This window comes from Algoriphagus sp. (assembly GCF_024305035.1).
In the GTDB taxonomy this organism is placed as follows: Bacteria; Bacteroidota; Bacteroidia; order Cytophagales; family Cyclobacteriaceae; genus Algoriphagus.
On the sequence record NZ_JAMWZB010000002.1, the window covers coordinates 179,112 to 197,437 of the forward strand.

At 44.6% G+C, this 18,326-nt stretch carries 12 protein-coding genes; all 12 read right to left on the reverse strand.

Annotated elements, in window-relative coordinates; translation table 11 throughout:
* Positions 1-266 precede the first annotated feature (266 nt).
* Entirely contained in the window at positions 267-941 is a 675-nt protein-coding gene (locus tag Q0L00_RS01760; protein ID WP_297335139.1) for an energy transducer TonB, read from the reverse strand.
* Between the two features lie 147 nt (positions 942-1,088).
* Positions 1,089-1,766, reverse strand: a complete 678-nt coding sequence (locus tag Q0L00_RS01765) for an energy transducer TonB (RefSeq protein WP_297335140.1) — start codon at positions 1,764-1,766, stop codon at positions 1,089-1,091.
* A 66-nt stretch (positions 1,767-1,832) separates the two neighbouring features.
* The gene (locus tag Q0L00_RS01770; protein ID WP_297335141.1) at positions 1,833-2,201 is read right to left on the reverse strand and encodes a VanZ family protein; all 369 of its coding nucleotides are present in this window, start codon (positions 2,199-2,201) and stop codon (positions 1,833-1,835) included.
* Positions 2,202-2,209: 8 nt separating this feature from the next.
* Entirely contained in the window at positions 2,210-2,590 is a 381-nt protein-coding gene (gcvH, locus tag Q0L00_RS01775; RefSeq protein ID WP_297335142.1) for a glycine cleavage system protein GcvH, read from the reverse strand.
* 57 nt (positions 2,591-2,647) lie between these two features.
* A complete protein-coding gene (gene sprA / locus Q0L00_RS01780) occupies positions 2,648-9,709 on the reverse strand; it encodes a cell surface protein SprA (protein ID WP_297335172.1) in 7,062 nt (2,353 codons plus the stop codon).
* A gap of 81 nt (positions 9,710-9,790) precedes the next feature.
* Complete coding sequence (gene ruvA / locus Q0L00_RS01785; protein WP_297335143.1) at positions 9,791-10,387, reverse strand: Holliday junction branch migration protein RuvA; 597 nt, start codon at positions 10,385-10,387, stop codon at positions 9,791-9,793.
* Positions 10,384-12,654 carry an NADP-dependent malic enzyme gene (locus Q0L00_RS01790; RefSeq protein WP_297335144.1) on the reverse strand — a complete coding sequence of 757 codons (2,271 nt, stop codon included), beginning with the start codon at positions 12,652-12,654 and terminating at the stop codon, positions 10,384-10,386. The genes ruvA and Q0L00_RS01790 overlap by 4 nt, the downstream gene beginning before the upstream one ends.
* A 22-nt stretch (positions 12,655-12,676) precedes the next feature.
* Positions 12,677-13,774: a DUF4837 family protein gene (locus Q0L00_RS01795; protein ID WP_297335145.1), complete on the reverse strand. Its 1,098-nt coding sequence runs from the start codon at positions 13,772-13,774 to the stop codon at positions 12,677-12,679.
* 140 nt (positions 13,775-13,914) lie between these two features.
* A complete protein-coding gene (locus Q0L00_RS01800) occupies positions 13,915-15,312 on the reverse strand; it encodes a lytic transglycosylase domain-containing protein (RefSeq protein ID WP_297335146.1) in 1,398 nt (465 codons plus the stop codon).
* A gap of 4 nt (positions 15,313-15,316) precedes the next feature.
* Positions 15,317-16,744 (reverse strand): Asp-tRNA(Asn)/Glu-tRNA(Gln) amidotransferase subunit GatA, encoded by a 1,428-nt coding sequence (gatA, locus tag Q0L00_RS01805; RefSeq protein ID WP_297335147.1) that lies wholly within the window; start codon positions 16,742-16,744, stop codon positions 15,317-15,319.
* 22 nt (positions 16,745-16,766) lie between these two features.
* Positions 16,767-16,964: a twin-arginine translocase TatA/TatE family subunit gene (locus Q0L00_RS01810; protein ID WP_184492828.1), complete on the reverse strand. Its 198-nt coding sequence runs from the start codon at positions 16,962-16,964 to the stop codon at positions 16,767-16,769.
* Between the two features lie 111 nt (positions 16,965-17,075).
* Positions 17,076-18,320 (reverse strand): peptidoglycan DD-metalloendopeptidase family protein, encoded by a 1,245-nt coding sequence (locus tag Q0L00_RS01815; RefSeq protein ID WP_297335148.1) that lies wholly within the window; start codon positions 18,318-18,320, stop codon positions 17,076-17,078.
* Positions 18,321-18,326 lie beyond the last annotated feature (6 nt).

Below are 18,326 nucleotides of genomic sequence, written 5' to 3' on the forward strand. Positions count from 1 at the left end.
TACGATTTGGGTAAATGAATTTGAGCACGACGTACCCGTCACACTCGGGGATGATTAGAATTGCGAGATTCCATATGACCGCTGAAGAACAAATTATAAACAGATGAAAAATACGCCTTTTTATTAAAAATACCTTATTCCTTAATTTTGAATTAGCTAGTTAATCCTGCCTTCAAAAAGAGGCTGTCTCAAATTTAATCCCTGTATTCTTCGGCCAGAGCGATTAGTTGGCTGAGAAAGGCGAACTTTTGAGACAGCATCCTTGATCAATCGAGTTTAAATTTGATGGGCATAACCATCCGAGAGCGGACGACTTGTCCCTTAAATCTGCCGGGTATCCATTCTGGGGAGTTTTGGATTACCTTCATGGCTACTTCATCACAGCCACCTCCAAGAGGTCGGAGCACTTCCACATCCTGAACACTCCCATCCTTATTGATTACAAATCTCACCAACACGGTTCCTTCGATTCCCATTCGTTTGGCCAGGCTTGGATAGCGAAGGTTTTTATTTAAATAGCTATACCAGGCTTCCATTCCTCCTTTGAAAGTAGCTTGGACTTCTGTAAAATCCAGTATTTCATCAACTTCCTCCTCGATGGGAGCCTCCCCGGGAAGAATAACATCGGAGATCTCTTCGGTTTCGGAGAGGTTAATGTCGATATCAATATCCAGGTCATCCAATTCGATTTCATCATCTACTTGTTTGATTTCCACGCTAACCTGCGGAGGTGGTGGGGGAGGTGGTGTCTGAATAGTAAGCGGGATGTCCTCAATTACCCAATTTTCCGAATTTGTCCCGATCTCCTTCAGTGGTCCTGAGTATGGACTTTTCCATTCAAAAGCTACCAAGACTAAACCGACACTGAGGGTCAGTCCGAGATTTAAGAATAGACTTGATTTGTTTTTGAGATCTGCTTTTTGGTTTTTCTTAGCTTCCATTGTTTTTGTGGTTAAATGAAACATAGGAAAAGCTATAAAATAAAATGCTAAAAATGAGCCCTTTAAGATTTGTTAACTAGGTTAAAAGTTGTGAATAGGCATAAAAAAAGCCCGACAGAATCGGGCTTTCATATTTTCAAAGATTGATTAGCTCAATGCGAAGCGAATCGGTAATCTCATTCGAGTTCGTACAGGACGACCTCGTTGTTTACCAGGCTCCCACTTAGGAGCATTTTCTACAACCTTGATTGCTTCTTCATCACAACCTCCTCCAATACCTCTCAGTACGTCAACGTCCTGAATTGATCCATCGGTGTTGATAACGAAGACCACAATTACGGTTCCTTCGATCCCCATTCTTCTGGCTTGAGTGGGGTATTTAAGATTCTTTCTTAAGTATTCATTCCAACCGCTCATTCCACCTGGAGGTGTAGGTTGAGTTTCTACTACGTCAAAAATCTCATCTACTTTTTCTTCAACTGGAGCTTCAGCGATGACCACTTCCTTGATCACCGTTTCTTCTTTCACGTCCACGTCAAAGTTTACTTCGATTTTCTCTTCGATTTCTACCTCATCAGGAATTTCCTGAATAATAGGCTGCTCTACTGGCGGTGGCGGTGGGGGCGGTGGTTGCTCCGTGATTGGAATATCTAGCAGTTCTTCGAAATTGTCATTGACCATCCCTAGATCTTTTAAAGATCCGTCGTCAAAAGACTTCCATTCGAAGGCCGCAAGGGTAGCACCTACAGCTACTGCCAACCCTAAGTTCAGGAACATTCCTGTCTTTTTGGTCAAGTCAGCGCTTGGAGTCTTTTTTGCTTCCATGGCGAATTTGGTTTATGAAGGTTAAGTTTATTCTTATTTACTAACAATTGTAAGTAATCTACTGCATTAATGCAAGAGACTGAGGATGGATGGAGTCTTAAAATATGCTAATATTCCTAAAAATCCACCTAATAAATTGATAATCAGATCATATTCATCAAACGACCGATTGGGAATAACAAGTTGTCCGGTTTCCAAGAATACTCCCGGTAAGAATCCCAGAAAAAGGAATATGATCCAGTTTTTTAGATTCCAATCGTTCAAATTTCGCTTTTTTCCTACGCCTGCCCAGAGGTAAGCCAGGAGAAAAAAGCAAAGGAGATGAATAAATTTATCCTGAAAGTCAAAAGCATTGACTTCGGGAAACCGGTCTCCGGGAGTAAGCATGGCAAAACCCAACAGGATCAGCCAAAGGATACTGACAGTAAGGCGCAAAAGTTGATTTAATCTTTTCCTACCAACTCGGTGTATTCCTCAGCGCTTAATAAATCTTCAGGAAGATCTCCGGAGATTTTTACTTTGACCATCCAACCGGATTCATAGGGAGATTCATTGACCAGTTCTGGAGAACCTTCCAGCTCTTCATTAAATTCAATCACTTCTCCACTGAGTGGCATAAATAGATCGGAAACGGTTTTTACTGCCTCTACTGTTCCAAAGACTTCACCGGCTTCGATGGTTTCACCAACGGTTTCTACTTCTACATAGACGATGTCTCCCAATTCAGATTGTGCAAATTCGGTGATTCCAATCGTGGCGATGTCACCATCAATTTTAACCCATTCGTGATCTTTGGTGTACTTTAATTCCTGAGGAAAATTCATGTTTGAAAGATTTTAAAATCGAGTTCAAAAATAAGATGATTCGACACTTTAAAAAATCTATTGAGATAAATTAAATCGTAATTGTCCACCAAATGAGGTAGTGGCCCGCTTGTAGGCTGTGGTGACCCGGGGATCATTGATCGTACGGTCAAAATAAATAGTCAATTCCAAATTTTGATTGATGATGTAGCCTATCGTTGGACGGAATTGGATATTGAGGTTACCGTTGGTCACCGTGCTTTCTTCTTCGATTTTTCGTTGCACTTGCCGGGTATCTCCAACTTTTAGATCCAGGCGCATTTGCACATCATTTTTCAGTACCGTCTCTCGTCCTTGGATTTTAAATGGAATTTTCATCCCTGCCTTGGTATAAGCCAAGTTTAAGCCAAATCCGGTGGTGCGTTGTTCGGTCACTTGTGAATTGGAAAAATTAAGTCCTAACGCCCGCTCTTTATTGTAATTGACTGCGATACTAAATCGATCCTTAGTTAATAAATCCAGTCCAATCAAAGGGTCAAAGCGTTCAGATAAAACGACTTGGTTGAGCACAAAAATGGGGATATACTGCCCCTCGGTGGTCAGTTGATTGGCCAGTGGAATGTCTTGAAGTCGATTAAATAACTCCAGTCCCTGTTGATACTGGAGGGAATTGGAGAAATTGCTTACATCATAGGTGGAAGTATAGCCGTGGGTGATATTGATACTGGAGAACATATCACTTAGCCCTTTCAAACGGGAAAGACCTCGATAATCTATCCGCCAATTGGGGAGTGGGGTCTTGGGGAATGGATTAAGGTTAAAATCCGATGCGTCTTTACCTCGATAGGCGGCTAAAAATGCCGGAATCAGCACATCCTGCCCATTAATACTGTATTCTCCCCCCGGGTTGAGGGCGTCAAGTCGGGATTTGATAATACTCCGATTAGTTTCAAAATCAGTAAAGATTGGAGAGTTATTTTGACTGTCATCCCGCGAAAAACTCGTGCCCAACATCAGAGTAGTAATGGAATAGGACCCTATTCGATTGGGACTGACCGATACATATTCTCCCGGATTATCCAGGGAGTTGCGGAAAATTTCTTGATAATCTCCACTTTCTCGCTTGGTGGCATTTAAGGTTATTCGAAAATCCTGAAAAGGCTCCACCAAGGCACCCAGTCGCAGATTGAACGAGCGGTTCTGAACAAAGGGCTGGGTAAGTTCGGCACTTGGGGCGATTTCGCCTCGCAGTGCGAGCTCATTTCGGATTTGAGGGTTTTGACTTCCAAACAAGAAGGCCAGACCCGGATTGGAAAACTCTCGATCCATCCCCAAAAGCCCCGTATTGGGCATATAGCCCGGTAAATAGGTTCCTTCGATCAGGGTGTAATTGTAGGTGATTTCTTTGACCATCATCAGGAATTTCAGCAGCTTATTGCTGAAAGGGGTGCCGATGGTGTCTTCTGCATTGATGTTTTGTCTGCCGGGAATACTCGGTCTTTTGGGAGCATTCAAGGCATCCAGTTTTTTACTCTTGGCATAGAGTCTAAGCAGGTCGAATTTCCCGGTTAGGGTTTGCTCCCGGGTATTCTGAATCGTATTACCTAAGGTGTCTCGCTGTCCAATGGCCCCGGTCATCCAAGTGTAGGTGGCATTGTACCGGTAATCAGATTGAATCCAGTCCAAGAGCTTGACTTTGTTTAGTGGGAGCGTATAGTTTACATCCAATACCTGATTGTAATTGGTTCTCCTGCCAAAATTCCAGAAGTTGGTTCTCACCGAATCCTGTTTGGCTTCCGTATCCAAATCCCCTTGAGGTTCATCCACTACAGCCATCACCGAGGCCGAGTAGTCAGCCCGTAAGTTTTGAGTCAAATCCCAGTTTAAGGTATAGGAGCGATTCATGAAAAAGGACTTTTGAAACAAGGGATCTACCCCCGTGGCGGAGAGCTGATCATTTCGATATTGGGATCGTAAAAATCTACGGTCTACATCGAGTCTGGCCAACATCAGGGTTGGAGAAAGATTGAGATTGAAGTCCTTGATCAATTTCAAATGGGGTGAATTTAGCCATTCGGAATTTTTGAAGGGTTCAATAGGTAGCGGTTTGGGGCTGAACGAATAGGTAATATTTCCCCGGTTTGTTTTGAACTCGTAGTTCTGAATCTGGGCATTGCTTTGGGTCACCGTACCAACAGCATAGCTAAAGGAAAAATTACTTAAATCGTAAATTCGGTTTGGAGCTTCTGGATTGGCTTTTATTTTCCGGATATTATTGAAGCTGATATTTTTTCGTTTCTGCTGATCCAGTGCAATATCCCGATAGGCATCCCGTTCAGCGTCGGTCTCAAATTTTCCTAGCGCCAATTCGAAGGGAACATCGGGATTGAGCGGGTCAAATTCCGGTCTGGTAGATGCATTTTCAATGCTGAAATACATGGGGATGGTAATTCCCAATTGCTCAGGTAATAGCTTGTGAACATCCACATTGGTGGAAATATCGTATTGAGTCGTGGCCTGACGGGCTCGCTGAGAAAGTCGGGTTTCTAATCCTCCAAATCCAATGGAATTGTGTCGAATCGAAGCAGAAACTACTGCCAGGTCTGCGATTTTTGCATTCATGTAGGCATTTGCCGCCCAACCATTGGATTTGGTAGCTCCTGTGACTCGGAGTTCGTTGGCCCAAATGCAGACACTTTTGCTCCCCCCACCGCTGGTTCCGGGGTTTCTCACGCCGATCATACTTCCCTGGGTTTGATTGAGCTCAGGTCTTCCCACCACCGTCACGGTATATTGTCTGACTTGCTTGGAATAGGGGAGGTTTAGCGGAATCCGTTGATTGTCCCGTTCGATTTTCACATCGACAATTTCCTGAATCGCAATGTCAATTTCATTTTCCAAAGGCCAGATCCCCCTTGGGTCTCGAGTGCCTTTTGGAGTGATGATCAGAGGAACCTCGATTTCGTAATAATTATCCGTATAATCGGTTCCCAAGCGCAAAAATGCGGTCAGTTCCCCATCCTGAGCATCTTCGCTATCCGCATGAAAAAACATCTTAATTCGCTCAAACTGCACCAAATCCTGCTGAATATTTTTGAATACCGCCCGGGCATCTCGAGAAGCCAAATCCTCGATGCAGATTCGTAGGGACTGTTCGTTTAACCTTCGTTCCACAGTGGAGGTATTATCCCGGTCCCGGATGATGCCTGGAGGTAAAACATAAGGGCTTTGCGTATCGCTCCCTTGGGAATTTTCTTCAATGCCCACTACGTCCACGACCACATTGGATACATCAGGCTCTGGAATTTCAAAAAAACCTCGTTCATATAAAGACTCCTGAAAAACACGCCATTGACTTCCCACTAATCTGAAATTTGCCATTCGCATCACTACGGGCTGCTCAAAATCAGTCAGGTAGGTTCGCATCCAGCGAATGGATTTAAATCCAGAGATATCCCCTTGAGTTCGGTCGGGCTGACGGACAGGGATTCGGAATAGGTACCAATCTACATTTTCTCCGGCTTCATTGTGGGTAACTTTGTCTACGATGTAGTTTTGCCCCACTTCCATCGTTTCTGGCCGGAGGTCAATTTCGTATTCGTAATAATTTTCCAGTTCATTGATGGTATTGTCAGTATTGAGATCCTCATTATCTGGATTGTTGGTTCCCGAGGGGGTGTAGGGAAGGTTTTGATCTGAGGTGACCGGAGAGTTGCCCTCCATACCATTGAATTTTTTGTAACGTTCGAGAATTTTGACATCATTTTGGTCAAATTCCTCATCGAGGTAGTACTGGAATAGATCCCCCGAAACATCCTGCAAAATTTGATTTCTAGCCTGTTGATTGACATTGAGTCGGTCGATAAAGCGATCTTGGAAAAATTCAACCTCATCTTCATTTTTCAAGCCATCCAGTCCCACATCCTGATTTTCACGGGCGGATTCCGAATTATCAAAAGCAGGAATCAGAAATTGCTCCCGAGTAATTCTACCCCATTCGTTACTTCGGGTTTCGGCAGGATCTCCATCTTCGGGAAGTCCATTTTCAAATGCGTGGCTTCCATCCTTCATGACATCCTCAGAAATGTCTCCTAGGTTGAAGAAAAGCTTTCCACCCGTGGTATTGTTTTCATTAAAGATCCCATCCAAGACCCGGCCGTTTTCTCCTTCAATGAAGGGGTCCAACAGCCAAAATTCAATGTACTCAATATTGGTTCGATCAAAATCCACCTCAGTGGTAATCGCTCGGGTAACTCCTCCGTAATTTTGTTCAGGATTGGGAAGCAAGCCTTCTGGAGTCAAGTTGGGATTGTAATTGTACATTCCTCGCTCACTGGGGAAAAAGGCCATTTCGAAGAGCGGTTGCGGGGTAATGATCACCTCCCGATCTTGATTTGGAAAAATTTCCTGAGGGATCACTCGTCTCACATAGTGATTTCTTCGATCCTCTCTATTGATATTGGGAGGTACACCGGGACCGTTTTCTCGGTAGAAAATATTATCAATATTGTACCAAGCCAATCGAGCCCTCCGGTAGGTGGTTCCCAGGTTATCTTCAGTTTGAAAACTCAGATCAAAGCGATTGTCCTCGGTTTGAGGAGTTGAAGCCAGTTTCCAGTTTTGATTTGCTGCTCCCCCCAAATTAAAGGGCGTGATGGCCGCCTCAAAGTCGTCAATATACGAGGCTTGTTCTCCATTGACCCGGTTGGAAGTGCCTGGTATGAGGTGGGCGAATTCTCCGCTGAAAGTGACTTGGGAGGTTTCTTTGGTATCTGTAAAAGGTAAGGCATCGGCCAGTCGCGTCAGCAAGCGCGATTCATCGCTGAAATTGGCATCCAAGCCCCATAGACTATTGCGAAGGGTTTCGTTTCCAGTGGCAATACGGGTAACATTCGGTCGCTCATTTAAGTATAAAAAGGTACCCCCTAAGCTGAAATTTTCATTGAAAAGGTAGTCCAAGCGTGTTCCCAACAAACTCCGGGTCTGAAAGGAAACCAAATCGGCTTTTTCAAAACTGACATTGATTTGTTTGCCGGATTGGAGAATGGCATCATTGATAATAACCAATCGACCTACATTATAATCGATGGTATAGTCTACCCCTTCGGTCAGTGGAATATTTCCCGCTTGTACAATGACCGATCCCGGAGAAATATTTAATCCAGGCAATTGGATTTCACTCGCGGAGCCTGCGGTAAGGCGGCCTTTGATAAAAAACTTATTGAGTCGAGTGACTAACTCGGCATCCGCTTGCGTGGTCTCATAAAGTGTATCGTATACATATTTTTCTTTGAGTACCTCTTCTGTAGGCAAAAATCGTCGTTCCAGATTGGAGCCAAAAGGCTCTAACACAGGAAAAATCAACAATCCTCGATTGGAAATCATGGTAATTCCTTCCACAAAGTCAAAATTCCCATCCGGTGCAGGATCATTTTGAGGGTTGAGGTTATCCAAACCGGTCAATCGGATCAAAGGCACGTCTTTGACATTTTCGCCTTCCAGCAGGGAGGGATTGTCCAGTCCTGTACGGTCGTCCCGGTAGATTACCTGAAGCTGAAATCCGTCTCTCAAAATTTGAGAGGCATTGAGACTGTACACGTTTTTCATCATCAAATCCCAAGTGGGAACCTGGGTGCTAATTCGCGCGGGTCGAAGGAGTTTGAGGAAAATCAACTCATCCCCCTCCCGATTTTGGTAGTCTTCGGTCAATTCCCCGACTTTATATACCTGCCCATTGTAGGTGTATTCGTAGGATACGGCCAACACCTCATCATTTTGAAGTCTGCGGAAAAGGGAAAGAAAGCCCAATTGCTTATTGAAAAAGAACTCCGTTTCATCCAGTTTTCTGGCTCCATTGATTTGTTCAAAATCCACTCCCTTTCGGATTCCCAGCGCATCTTCCATGGATCGAGAGCCGGTATCAAAGGGTCTGAAAGCGGGGTTGGTACTCAAGTTTTGAAATAGACTATTGGCCGAATTGCTTGCCGGGGCATTCGGGTTTCCAGGGCCAATGTTCGGGTTGTCAGGGTTGAGTAAAACCCTGCCTTCTCCCAAATCCATAAAAGCGGCAAAATTTCGGAGTGTTTCGGTGTTGGCCGCTCGATTCATGATGTACACCTCAATTCGGGTGATGTTCACTCCGGATAACACCTGGGGCAATCCCCGAAGCCAGCGCTCGTAATTTTCTCTAAAAAAATGGGAGAGAAAGAAGTGGCGGTTTTCGTCGTATTTAGAGGCCTGAATGTCAAAACTTCTGCCTTGACCATTCGCATCGATGACCAGGTTATCCCTTCGGCCACGCTGGGTGGAGGCCACTGCAGTGATGCCCAGTTTTCCAAATTGGAGTTGAGTTTTAACCCCAAACAGATTTTGGGCGCCTTGAATGAGTCGATTTTGAACCGGCATGGAAACATTTCCGATTTCCACGGATTTGATGATGTCTTCTTCAAATCCATTAAATTCCAGTTTAAGCTGATTCTGAAAATCAAAGGAGTTGTTGGAGTCAAAATTGGCTCCGATTTTCATTTTCTCTCCCAAAGAACCATTGACAGCCATTTGGATTTGCTGATCAAAATTGAAGCCTCCATTTCGCTGTTGCCGGATCGGAAGAGTAGGGTTATCAATTCTTCTGAAAATGGCTCCAAAGTCAAGATTTACATATCCGGTCGGTTCAATATTTATTTCACTTCCACCAAAAATCCGATCAAACTGCGGACTTACCGTCAATGGGGGAATCAATCCCCGTCCCTCAACCGCACTTTCTCCGTCTCCTCCACGGGCTCTGCTTCTCCAGTACTCTTGCCGGACCTTGTATTCCTGGATTTTGGAAAATTGCTCAAAATCGTATTCCTGCTCATTCCCCATTCGGGTGGTGTCTAATTGATCCACAAGGTTATACTTGAGTGTGGAATCGATTTTAACTTCCACCGACTGAGTAATCGAAGACTTTGGAAGAAATGGGGATTGCGGTCGTAAAAAGGGATTGGAAAAGGGGAAAAGTGGATTTGTTCTCAGATTTTGCCAAAGCAAAAATGAGCGGGATAATCGCCTTTGATTTAGCGAGTCGATGCGGGTTTGCGTCGTGTCAGTGGCTATTTGCTGGGATTGGGCAGTTTGGTAGCTGAGAATCAAACCAAACAGGATAAGGCCAGCTGACCAACCGCCTCGGAACCTTCTCTTGCAAAAAGTCAGTATCTTCCGGAAGTCCAATCCAATTGTTTGTTATGGTGTCTTTAAAGATGCTTTAATTAAATCTTCTAAAGAAATTTCCCCATTGGTTTTTTTCAGTACTTGCGCAATATTTTTCTCTGCGGCAGCTTTGGGAAATCCTAAAGTAATGAGCGCTTGTAACGCCTCCTCGCGTATTTTATTGCTTGATTTCAAAAATCCAAGTGGGGTTGGCGTATTTTCGGATCCAGATTTACCCACTTTGTCCTTCAATTCCAAAATGATCCGCTGGGCGGTTTTGGCACCTATTCCCTTGACATGCTGAATGGTAGCCACGTCTCCTTCCAAAATTGCCTGCTCGATTTCCCCAGTGCTGAGCGAGGAAAGAATCATCAAACCCGTATTGGGCCCCACGCCATTGATCGAAATCAAAAGTAAAAAAAGCCGCTTTTCCTCCTCGTCTTTGAACCCGTAAAGTGTATGGGCATCTTCCTTAATATGCAAAAAGGTGAGGAGCCTGATTTGCTCCTCCTCCTTGATTTTACTATAAGTTTGCAGGGATATTTTGACCTGATAGCCTATTCCTCCGACATCAATGATGACATAGGTTGGGTCTTTGAATACCAGTTTGCCTTGCAAATAGGCGATCATGATCCCGAGGCTGTTTGAGCATCCACTACTGCGATGGCAACCATGTTGACGATCTCTCGAATCGAACTACCCAGTTGAAGAATATGAACCGGTTTGTTCATTCCCAAAAGAATAGGACCAATCGCTTCGGCATTTCCCAATTCGGCCATGAGTTTGTAGGCGATGTTTCCGGAACTCAAGTCGGGGAAAATTAGAGTATTTGCTCGTTTATTGACCAACTTGGAGAAGGGATACATTTCTCGTTGAATCTCTTCATTTAGGGCCACATTTGCCTGCATCTCTCCTTCTATGACCAAATCCGGATATTTTTCTTTGGCCATTGCGGTGGCTTTTGCTGTTTTGGAGGCAATGTCTCCTTTGGCTGATCCAAAGTTGGAATAGGATAAGACCGCGATTCTTGGCTCGATATTGAAAAACTTGACCGCATCTGCGGTAAGTCCAATGATTTCCACCAATTCCTCAGCAGTTGGGTTGAGATTGACGGTGGCATCGGCAAAGAAAAAGGGTCCTTTGTCGGTATTCATGATATACATTCCCGCCACTCGGTTGGTTCCGGGTTTTACGCCGATAGAATGAAGGGAAGGAAGGATAGTCTTGGGGTAATCCCGAGTCAAACCCGAAATAAAGGCATCCGCATAGCCCGTTTCGACCATCATGGCACCGAAGTAATTACGCTGGGTAACCAATCTACTCGCGTCCGGTAGGGTCATTCCTTTGCGTTGACGCTTTTGGTAGAGAATTTCGGCAAACTGATTGGTTTTTTCTTTCTCCTCTAAAGGATCAATAATGGTGACTTGCTGGAGATCGAGGGAATTTTCTTCTATAAGTTGAAGGATTTTTTCTCGATTTCCCAATAAGATCGGATGGGCAATTTTTTCATCCCGGATGATCTGGGCCGCCTTGAGAATTTTTCGGTTGTCTGCTTCGGCAAATACGACACGCTTAGGATCTTTTTTCGCCCGTGCGATGACCACTGACATCAAGCGCTGATCGATACCGATCCGCTCTTGTAATTCAAGTTCATAGGCTCCCCAGTCTTGGATGGGATGTTTGGCAACTCCCGAATCCATGGCTGCTTTGGCTACAGCGGGAGCAATGGTTGTAATTAGGCGAGGGTCAAGGGGTTTTGGAATCAAATACATTCTTCCAAAGCCTAATTTACTTTCACCGTAGGCCTTATTCACAATATCTGGAACGGGCTCTTTGGCCAGTTTGGCAATGGCCTTTGCAGCTGCCAACTTCATGGTTTCATTGATTGCGGTAGCCCTGACGTCCAAAGCACCTCTAAAAATGTAGGGAAAACCCAATACATTGTTGACCTGATTGGGATGATCGGATCTTCCCGTTGCCATGATGACATCTTTTCGTGCGGCAATAGCCAAATCATAAGCGATTTCAGGATCAGGATTGGCTAAGGCAAAAACAATCGGATTCGGGGCCATCAATTTGATTTGATCCTGCGAAACGATATTTCCGGCAGAAAGCCCCAAGAACACATCCGCATCCTGTAAGGCATCACTTAAGGTGTGAATATCCCGGTCTGTGGCAAATTCGGCTTTAATGTCATCGAGGTTTTCCCGGTCTTTTCGGATCACACCCTCTTTATCGCACATGATCAAATTTTCCCGCTTAACGCCAAGAGACATGTAGAATCGGGTACAGGACACTGCCGAAGCCCCCGCGCCATTGACGACCAATTTGATTGCGGTGATGTCTTTTTCGACAAGTTCGAGGGCATTTAGAAGAGCCGCTCCTGAAATAATGGCAGTTCCGTGCTGATCATCATGCATGACGGGAATGTTCATTTCCCGCTTTAAGGTTTGCTCGATTTCAAAGCACTCAGGCGCTTTGATGTCTTCGAGATTTACTCCGCCAAAAGTCGGCTCAAGAGACTTGATGATTTGAATGAGTTTTTTGGGATCCTTTTCGTTGATTTCGATATCAAAGACATCGATTCCAGCAAATTTCTTGAATAAGACACCTTTTCCCTCCATTACCGGTTTGGAAGCATCCGGTCCAATGTCTCCAAGTCCCAAAACTGCCGTCCCATTCGAAATTACTGCCACCAAGTTTCCTTTGGCAGTATATTTATACACGTTTTCGATATCTGCTTCGATTTCCTTGCAGGGTTCGGCTACTCCCGGAGAGTAAGCCAATGCAAGGTCCATCTGACTGGATAGGGGTTTGGTGGGAACTACTTCAATTTTCCCTGGAGAGCCCTGTGTGTGATAATTGAGTGCGTCTTCCTTTCGAATTTTAATTGCCATAAAAAGCTGAATTATTTGGGTTTTAGGCTCCCGTTTCTGGTGTCCAGCTTACATCGGTTTTAAGTAAAATTGTCTCTATCTCTCGAAGTGCGTCCCGATGAACTTCATTGGGATAATACACAAATCCTTCGAGGTAATAAAGTTTCCCTTTTTCCTTATCCACCATGAGGTATCCTAGGTAGGATCCGCCCATGCTCATGTTGTTGGTTTTCCAAGAAGCCCTGATTTCGGTGGTAAAATTATCATTTATCACCATGTTTTGGAAAGCAGGGACGATTTGTTTTTCAGTTACTACATAAGAGGTAGGATCTTCGGGATCACCAAAAATGTGTTGTCTTGTAATTGAGTCCCTCATTGTCAGGATGTTCTCTGGAAAAGTTTGCTCTTCGGAGACGTAATCTTCTACGTGAAAAAACAGACTAATATCCGCTCGGTTAGCCGTTGGGGTAGGCTGGCGGACCCACAAAAAACCGGGTTCAGATTTGGCGATCTGGTAGGAGGCAGGAACATTGATTTGAATTCCGAGCTGTTGTTCCGCCTCTGCATTTGCCGCGGTGTTTTTTCGGGCCAGAATGGCCTTTTCCAGTCGACCTCTTTCTCGTACTTCAAAGAGATTTTCTAGTCGGTCTCCGTTCTTTTCTAGATTTTCGATGAGTTGCTGCTCGGTATTGCCGAATAGGTAAAGGACTTCTTGCCCCACTGCATATTCATCTTCGACACGCAAGGAATAGAGATTGGGATCATTGAGTGCTTTTTCTTTCGATTCTTTGGAAAATTGAGCGTTAATTACTTGGCTGGCAGCACCCCGATCATCAAATGTGGTCACGTAAATCAGGTTGGTTGACATCCGGAGCATTCGGGTCATCGCACGGGGATCCACACGATTAACCTTAAATTTGGCTTCTGATCGAATCATTCCCGGTAGGTCGGATTCGAAAATGTCACGAATTGCATCGCCCACGGGGCCTGCATACTTTGCAGAGTCCATGACTAAAATGATCTCTCCAATAGATCCACGGGCTTTAGGTTTGGAGCTGTTTGAGTTGCTGCCATCTGAATCGCATGCCATCCAGAGCGAGGCAATCAGTACTACAGAAACTATCCGGAAAATGGTTTTCATTCGAATGTTGGTTTGATTCTTTGGGTGTGTACAAAATAAATACTTTCCCCGCGCAAACCTTGTTTCCTCGGTCCGATTTGGCGTTTGTTAAAAAAAATTAACAGATTCCCTGTTTTTAGAAGCCGATTTTAAAAAAAAGCCTATCCAATGATCAATTTTTGACCGGGCTTGATCGTGTTGTTGCTGAGGTTATTCAGTCGTTTGATTTGTTCGACGCTCAGCCCCGCATGCCTTTTTGAAATGATCCAAAGTGAATCTCCTGGCCTAACGGTGTAGAGTTTTTGACCATTGGAATTGGTCTGAATTGTGGCCGCTGCTGTGGGGGCATTTGCCGAATAAATGGTTAATTGTTGTCCTACTCGAATCAGGTTTGAGCTCAGACCGTTCCAGGCTTTCAGTTGGGCCACCGAAACGCCGTGATTTCCTGCAATGCGTCCAAGAACATCCCCTGGTCTTACCCGATAGGTGATGCCGTTTCGCTGAATTTCTTGAGCCAGGCTTTCGACGGGTTGAACCCGAACCTTGTCAGAGGCCAACAGCGAAAGCGGAGCGTTTCCGAGTGAATCACTAATCCAAGCCAGATTTTCGTTGATGAAGGGGAGTTTAGCTTTTGGAATCCGGAGGGCCATACTTCGATTTGCTTCTGGGATTCTTCGGTTTTTCACCGAGGGGTTTAGCTTTTCCAAATCACTCACACAGAGATTGGTCAGTTCGGCCAGTTTGTCCAGACTCATGGCTCGATCGAATCGAATCTTTTCATATTCCAGTGCATATGTGGGGTCTTCTGGATGAAAATTATGCTCATCGAGGTGATTGAGGATGTAGAGCATAGCCTGGACTTGGGGAACATAACTCCGCGTTTCCCGAGGCAGGTAGTTGTAAATTTCCCAGAAGGTCTTTTTTCCACCAGACCTACGAATGGCTTTTCGGACGTTTCCTGGCCCACAATTATAAGCAGCCATAGCCACTTCCCAATCTCCAAACATGCGATACAGGGATTTCAAATACTTAGCTGCCGCATCGGTAGACATTTCCGGATCCATGCGATCATCCACTTCTGGATTCACATGCATTCCATACATTCTTCCCGTGGCAGGCATAAACTGCCAAAGCCCCATGGCTCCAACTCTAGAGCGGATCTGTGGATCCAATCCCGATTCGATAATCGAAAGGTATTTGATCTCCTCAGGCATCTCGTGTTTACGCAGGGTCTGATCAAACATGTCAAAAAACAGGTCCTTTCGAGCCAATACCATTTTGGTGTAATCCCGGTTTCTAACCGTGAAATATTGGATAAAAGAAAAAATCCGGTCATTTAATTCAAAGGGCATTTCGGTGTCCATCGCCTTAATCCGTTCTTCCACTTCGGCGTAGGTGAAATCAGGAATGTATTCGTAGTGGTAATTAGGCTGGACTTCTTCTTCATTAAAAAGGGATGGGGCCTCAATGGTTTCTTCTACTTGAGCAAAAGCTTTGGGCAGGATGAGTAAGCCAGTCAAGCTGAATACTGTAAATAAGCTGCGCAAAGTTTTTTTCATTGTTTTACAGGGTTAGATCTTTAAGGTAATGGCTAAAGGCGTACAGTTCTGCTTCTTTAAACGAATTGCTCATAATCTGAAGCCCAATCGGCATGCCGTTTTGATCGCTACCATTGGGGATCGAAATGGCAGGAACGCCAGAAACTGAGGCCTGTACTGTAAACAAATCCTCCAGATACATGGCCACAGGATCATCCCGATGCTCCCCAAATTTAAACGCTGAAGTGGGCGTAGTCGGCATAATAATGTAATCAAAATCGGATAAAAGATCTTCGGTGAAATCCTTTATCATCCTTCTGACCTTTTGGGCTTTAGTAAAATAAGCGTCATAATAGCTCGCAGAAAGCACAAAAGTACCTAACATGATTCTCCGTTTAACTTCTTCCCCAAAGCCCTCCGATCGAGTCTTTTTATACATGCTTTCCAAATTGTGTGCATTTGGGGTGCGATAGCCGTACTTCACCCCATCAAACCGGGAAAGGTTAGAGCTTGCCTCAGCAGTGGTAAGAATGTAATAAGTAGGCAAAATATAATCAAGTAGCGGAAAACTGATTTGCTCCACTTCATGCCCTTCTTCCTTCAATTTTTCCAAGACAGCAACTGTATTTTTCTTGATTTCGGGCTGTAAAGCAGGGGATTCTAATGCTTCTTTTAAGTAGGCAACTTTAGTTTTTTTCTCAAAATGAAGCAATTGACTATAGGGGAAAATGGGTTTGCGCGAGGAGGTACTATCAAACTCATCATGCCCTGCGATGATTTCCATGATTAGCGCATTGTCCTTTACGGTATGTGAAAAAATACCGATCGTATCAAAAGATGAAGCGTAGGCAATTAATCCCCACCGAGACACTCTAGAATAAGTGGGTTTCATGCCTATCACACCCGTAAATGCTGCGGGCTGGCGAACTGATCCTCCGGTATCTGTACCCAGGGAAGCGGTACAAAGATTGGCTTGTACCGCAACGGCTGATCCTCCTGAAGATCCGCCAGGGACACGATTTTCGTCTAAAGCATTGCGTACTTTGCCATGGGCAGAATTTTCATTTGAGCTCCCCATTCCAAATTCATCACAGTTTAGTCGACCGATGATAATGGCATCTTGGTCGATCAAGCGCTGAATGGCTGTGGCAGTAAATTGGGCTTGGTAGCCTTTTAAAATTTTTGAGGAAGCAGTAGATTCATGGCCTTGATAACAGAGGACATCTTTGATTCCGATGACCATGCCGGCTAGTTTTCCGGCATTCCCATTGGCTAATTTTTCATCAATTTCTTCGGCCCGCTTCAAAGCGGACTGCCCATAAACTTCAACGAAGGCGTTGAGATGCGCCTTCGTTTGAATGTTATGGAGATAATGACTAACTATTGCCTGGCAGGAAGTCTGTTTTTTCTCGAGCAATTTTTTGATTTCCTCGAACGAAATGAATTTTTTCAAAGCGATTAGCCTTTTTGGAGGATTACTTTTTTTTGTCTTTCAATCCTTCTTCGAGGTCGTTTTGAATATCCTTAGTAGCGTCTTTGAATTCTCTGATTCCTCGGCCAAGTCCACGAGCGAGTTCAGGGATTCGTTTTGCACCAAATAACAGGAGGATGACAAGTATGATCAGTACGATCGAGCCTCCGCCCATATTTTGAATAAAACCCAATGTTGTCATAATTACTTTTGTTTTAGGGTAAATGAGGTCACAAAGATATAATTGTCATTTGCTTACACAAAGAAGCAAAGGGCTAGTATGAATCTTTTTTTAAATATACGAATTTTTAAGCTATTTGGGTGCAATCCACGTGGAAGGATTCATCTTTTGAAGTCCTTTCCAGGTTTGGAAATGAACCTCTGACTCTCCGTTGGCATCAACCGCTACCCGGCCAATTACGTCTTTTGCTTTGACAGTCTGACCGGTTTTTACAGTAATGGTTTTTAGCTTGCTGTATAAGGTATAATATTCCCCGTGTTTGATAATGACCGTCTCCCCATAGCCGGGCATGGTAGCCACTTTGGTGACCGTTCCGTCAAAGACCGAACGCACGCTGGCATTGGGTTGGGTCCGGATATTGATTCCGTCATTGGGCACGCTGATCCCTCTGAGCGTCGGGTGGGGATTATCCCCATACACTTCGGTAACAAAACCAGTTTCTACCGGCCAGGGAAGTTTTCCTCTATTACCGGCAAATGAACTGGATAAAGCGGCCACTTCAGGAGTCATGGGCATGGAACTTCCTGCAGATTTGGTGGCCGTACTGTTATCTTTTTTGGCCGCAGCTTCTGCCAGTCGAATTTCTTCCTCAATGACCTGTCGGATGAGTGACTCGAGCTGTTCTTGTTGTTTTTTGGTAGCGGTGATCTTTCGCTTGATTTCGGTCTCCCGCTTGGTCAGGTTATTGACCATTCCCTGTTGTTCTCTTCGCAGGCCTTCGAGCTTTCGTCGTTCGGCTTGAGCCTCTGCCAGGACTTTCACTTTTTCGCCTTTTCGAGCATCCAGCTGGATGCGTTCCTGGGCCAATTGCTGCGTGACTTCTTCAATTTGAGCGGCTTGCTGTTTTCGGCTATCGGTATATTGCTTGAGGTATTTCAAGCGCATGTAGAGCTGATTAAAGGTGCTGGAACTGAATACAAAAGCGACGATGGAAATACTCCGGTTGAGCTTAGAGGTATTGTAAATCATACGGGAATATTCTGCTTTCAAATCGATCAACTCCTGCTCCATTTTTTTGATTTTCGATTCAGTCTCCTGGATTTCTTGATCGATGAGTTTAACTTCCCGGTCCAGGGTATTGACCAAGCGATTTTGGGTTTGAAATTGCCTGGTGATGGCATTGAGTTCCCCAATGGTTGTTTTTTTGGTCGCTGAAGTTTTTTTGAGAATCGCGTCAAATTCCCGTAAGCGGGCTTGTACTTCGGCTTTTTCCCGTTCCAGTTCTTCCCTACTTTTTTTGGTCTGGGAAAAAGAATCGGTCACTGACCAACTCATCAGTATCCAAAGCAAGCCTGAAAATAAGAGTAGTTGACGCATGCTTGA

Bases quoted from the DNA above. Each gene is read 5' to 3' on its own strand.
- Q0L00_RS01760 (WP_297335139.1), bottom strand. From the start codon at position 941: ATGGAAGCTAAGAAAAACCAAAAAGCAGATCTCAAAAACAAATCAAGT.
- Q0L00_RS01765 (WP_297335140.1), bottom strand. From the start codon at position 1,766: ATGGAAGCAAAAAAGACTCCAAGCGCTGACTTGACCAAAAAGACAGGA.
- gcvH (WP_297335142.1), bottom strand. From the start codon at position 2,590: ATGAATTTTCCTCAGGAATTAAAGTACACCAAAGATCACGAATGGGTT.
- ruvA (WP_297335143.1), bottom strand. From the start codon at position 10,387: ATGATCGCCTATTTGCAAGGCAAACTGGTATTCAAAGACCCAACCTAT.
- Q0L00_RS01790 (WP_297335144.1), bottom strand. From the start codon at position 12,654: ATGGCAATTAAAATTCGAAAGGAAGACGCACTCAATTATCACACACAG.
- Q0L00_RS01795 (WP_297335145.1), bottom strand. From the start codon at position 13,774: ATGAAAACCATTTTCCGGATAGTTTCTGTAGTACTGATTGCCTCGCTC.
- Q0L00_RS01800 (WP_297335146.1), bottom strand. From the start codon at position 15,312: ATGAAAAAAACTTTGCGCAGCTTATTTACAGTATTCAGCTTGACTGGC.
- Q0L00_RS01810 (WP_184492828.1), bottom strand. From the start codon at position 16,964: ATGACAACATTGGGTTTTATTCAAAATATGGGCGGAGGCTCGATCGTA.
- Q0L00_RS01815 (WP_297335148.1), bottom strand. From the start codon at position 18,320: ATGCGTCAACTACTCTTATTTTCAGGCTTGCTTTGGATACTGATGAGT.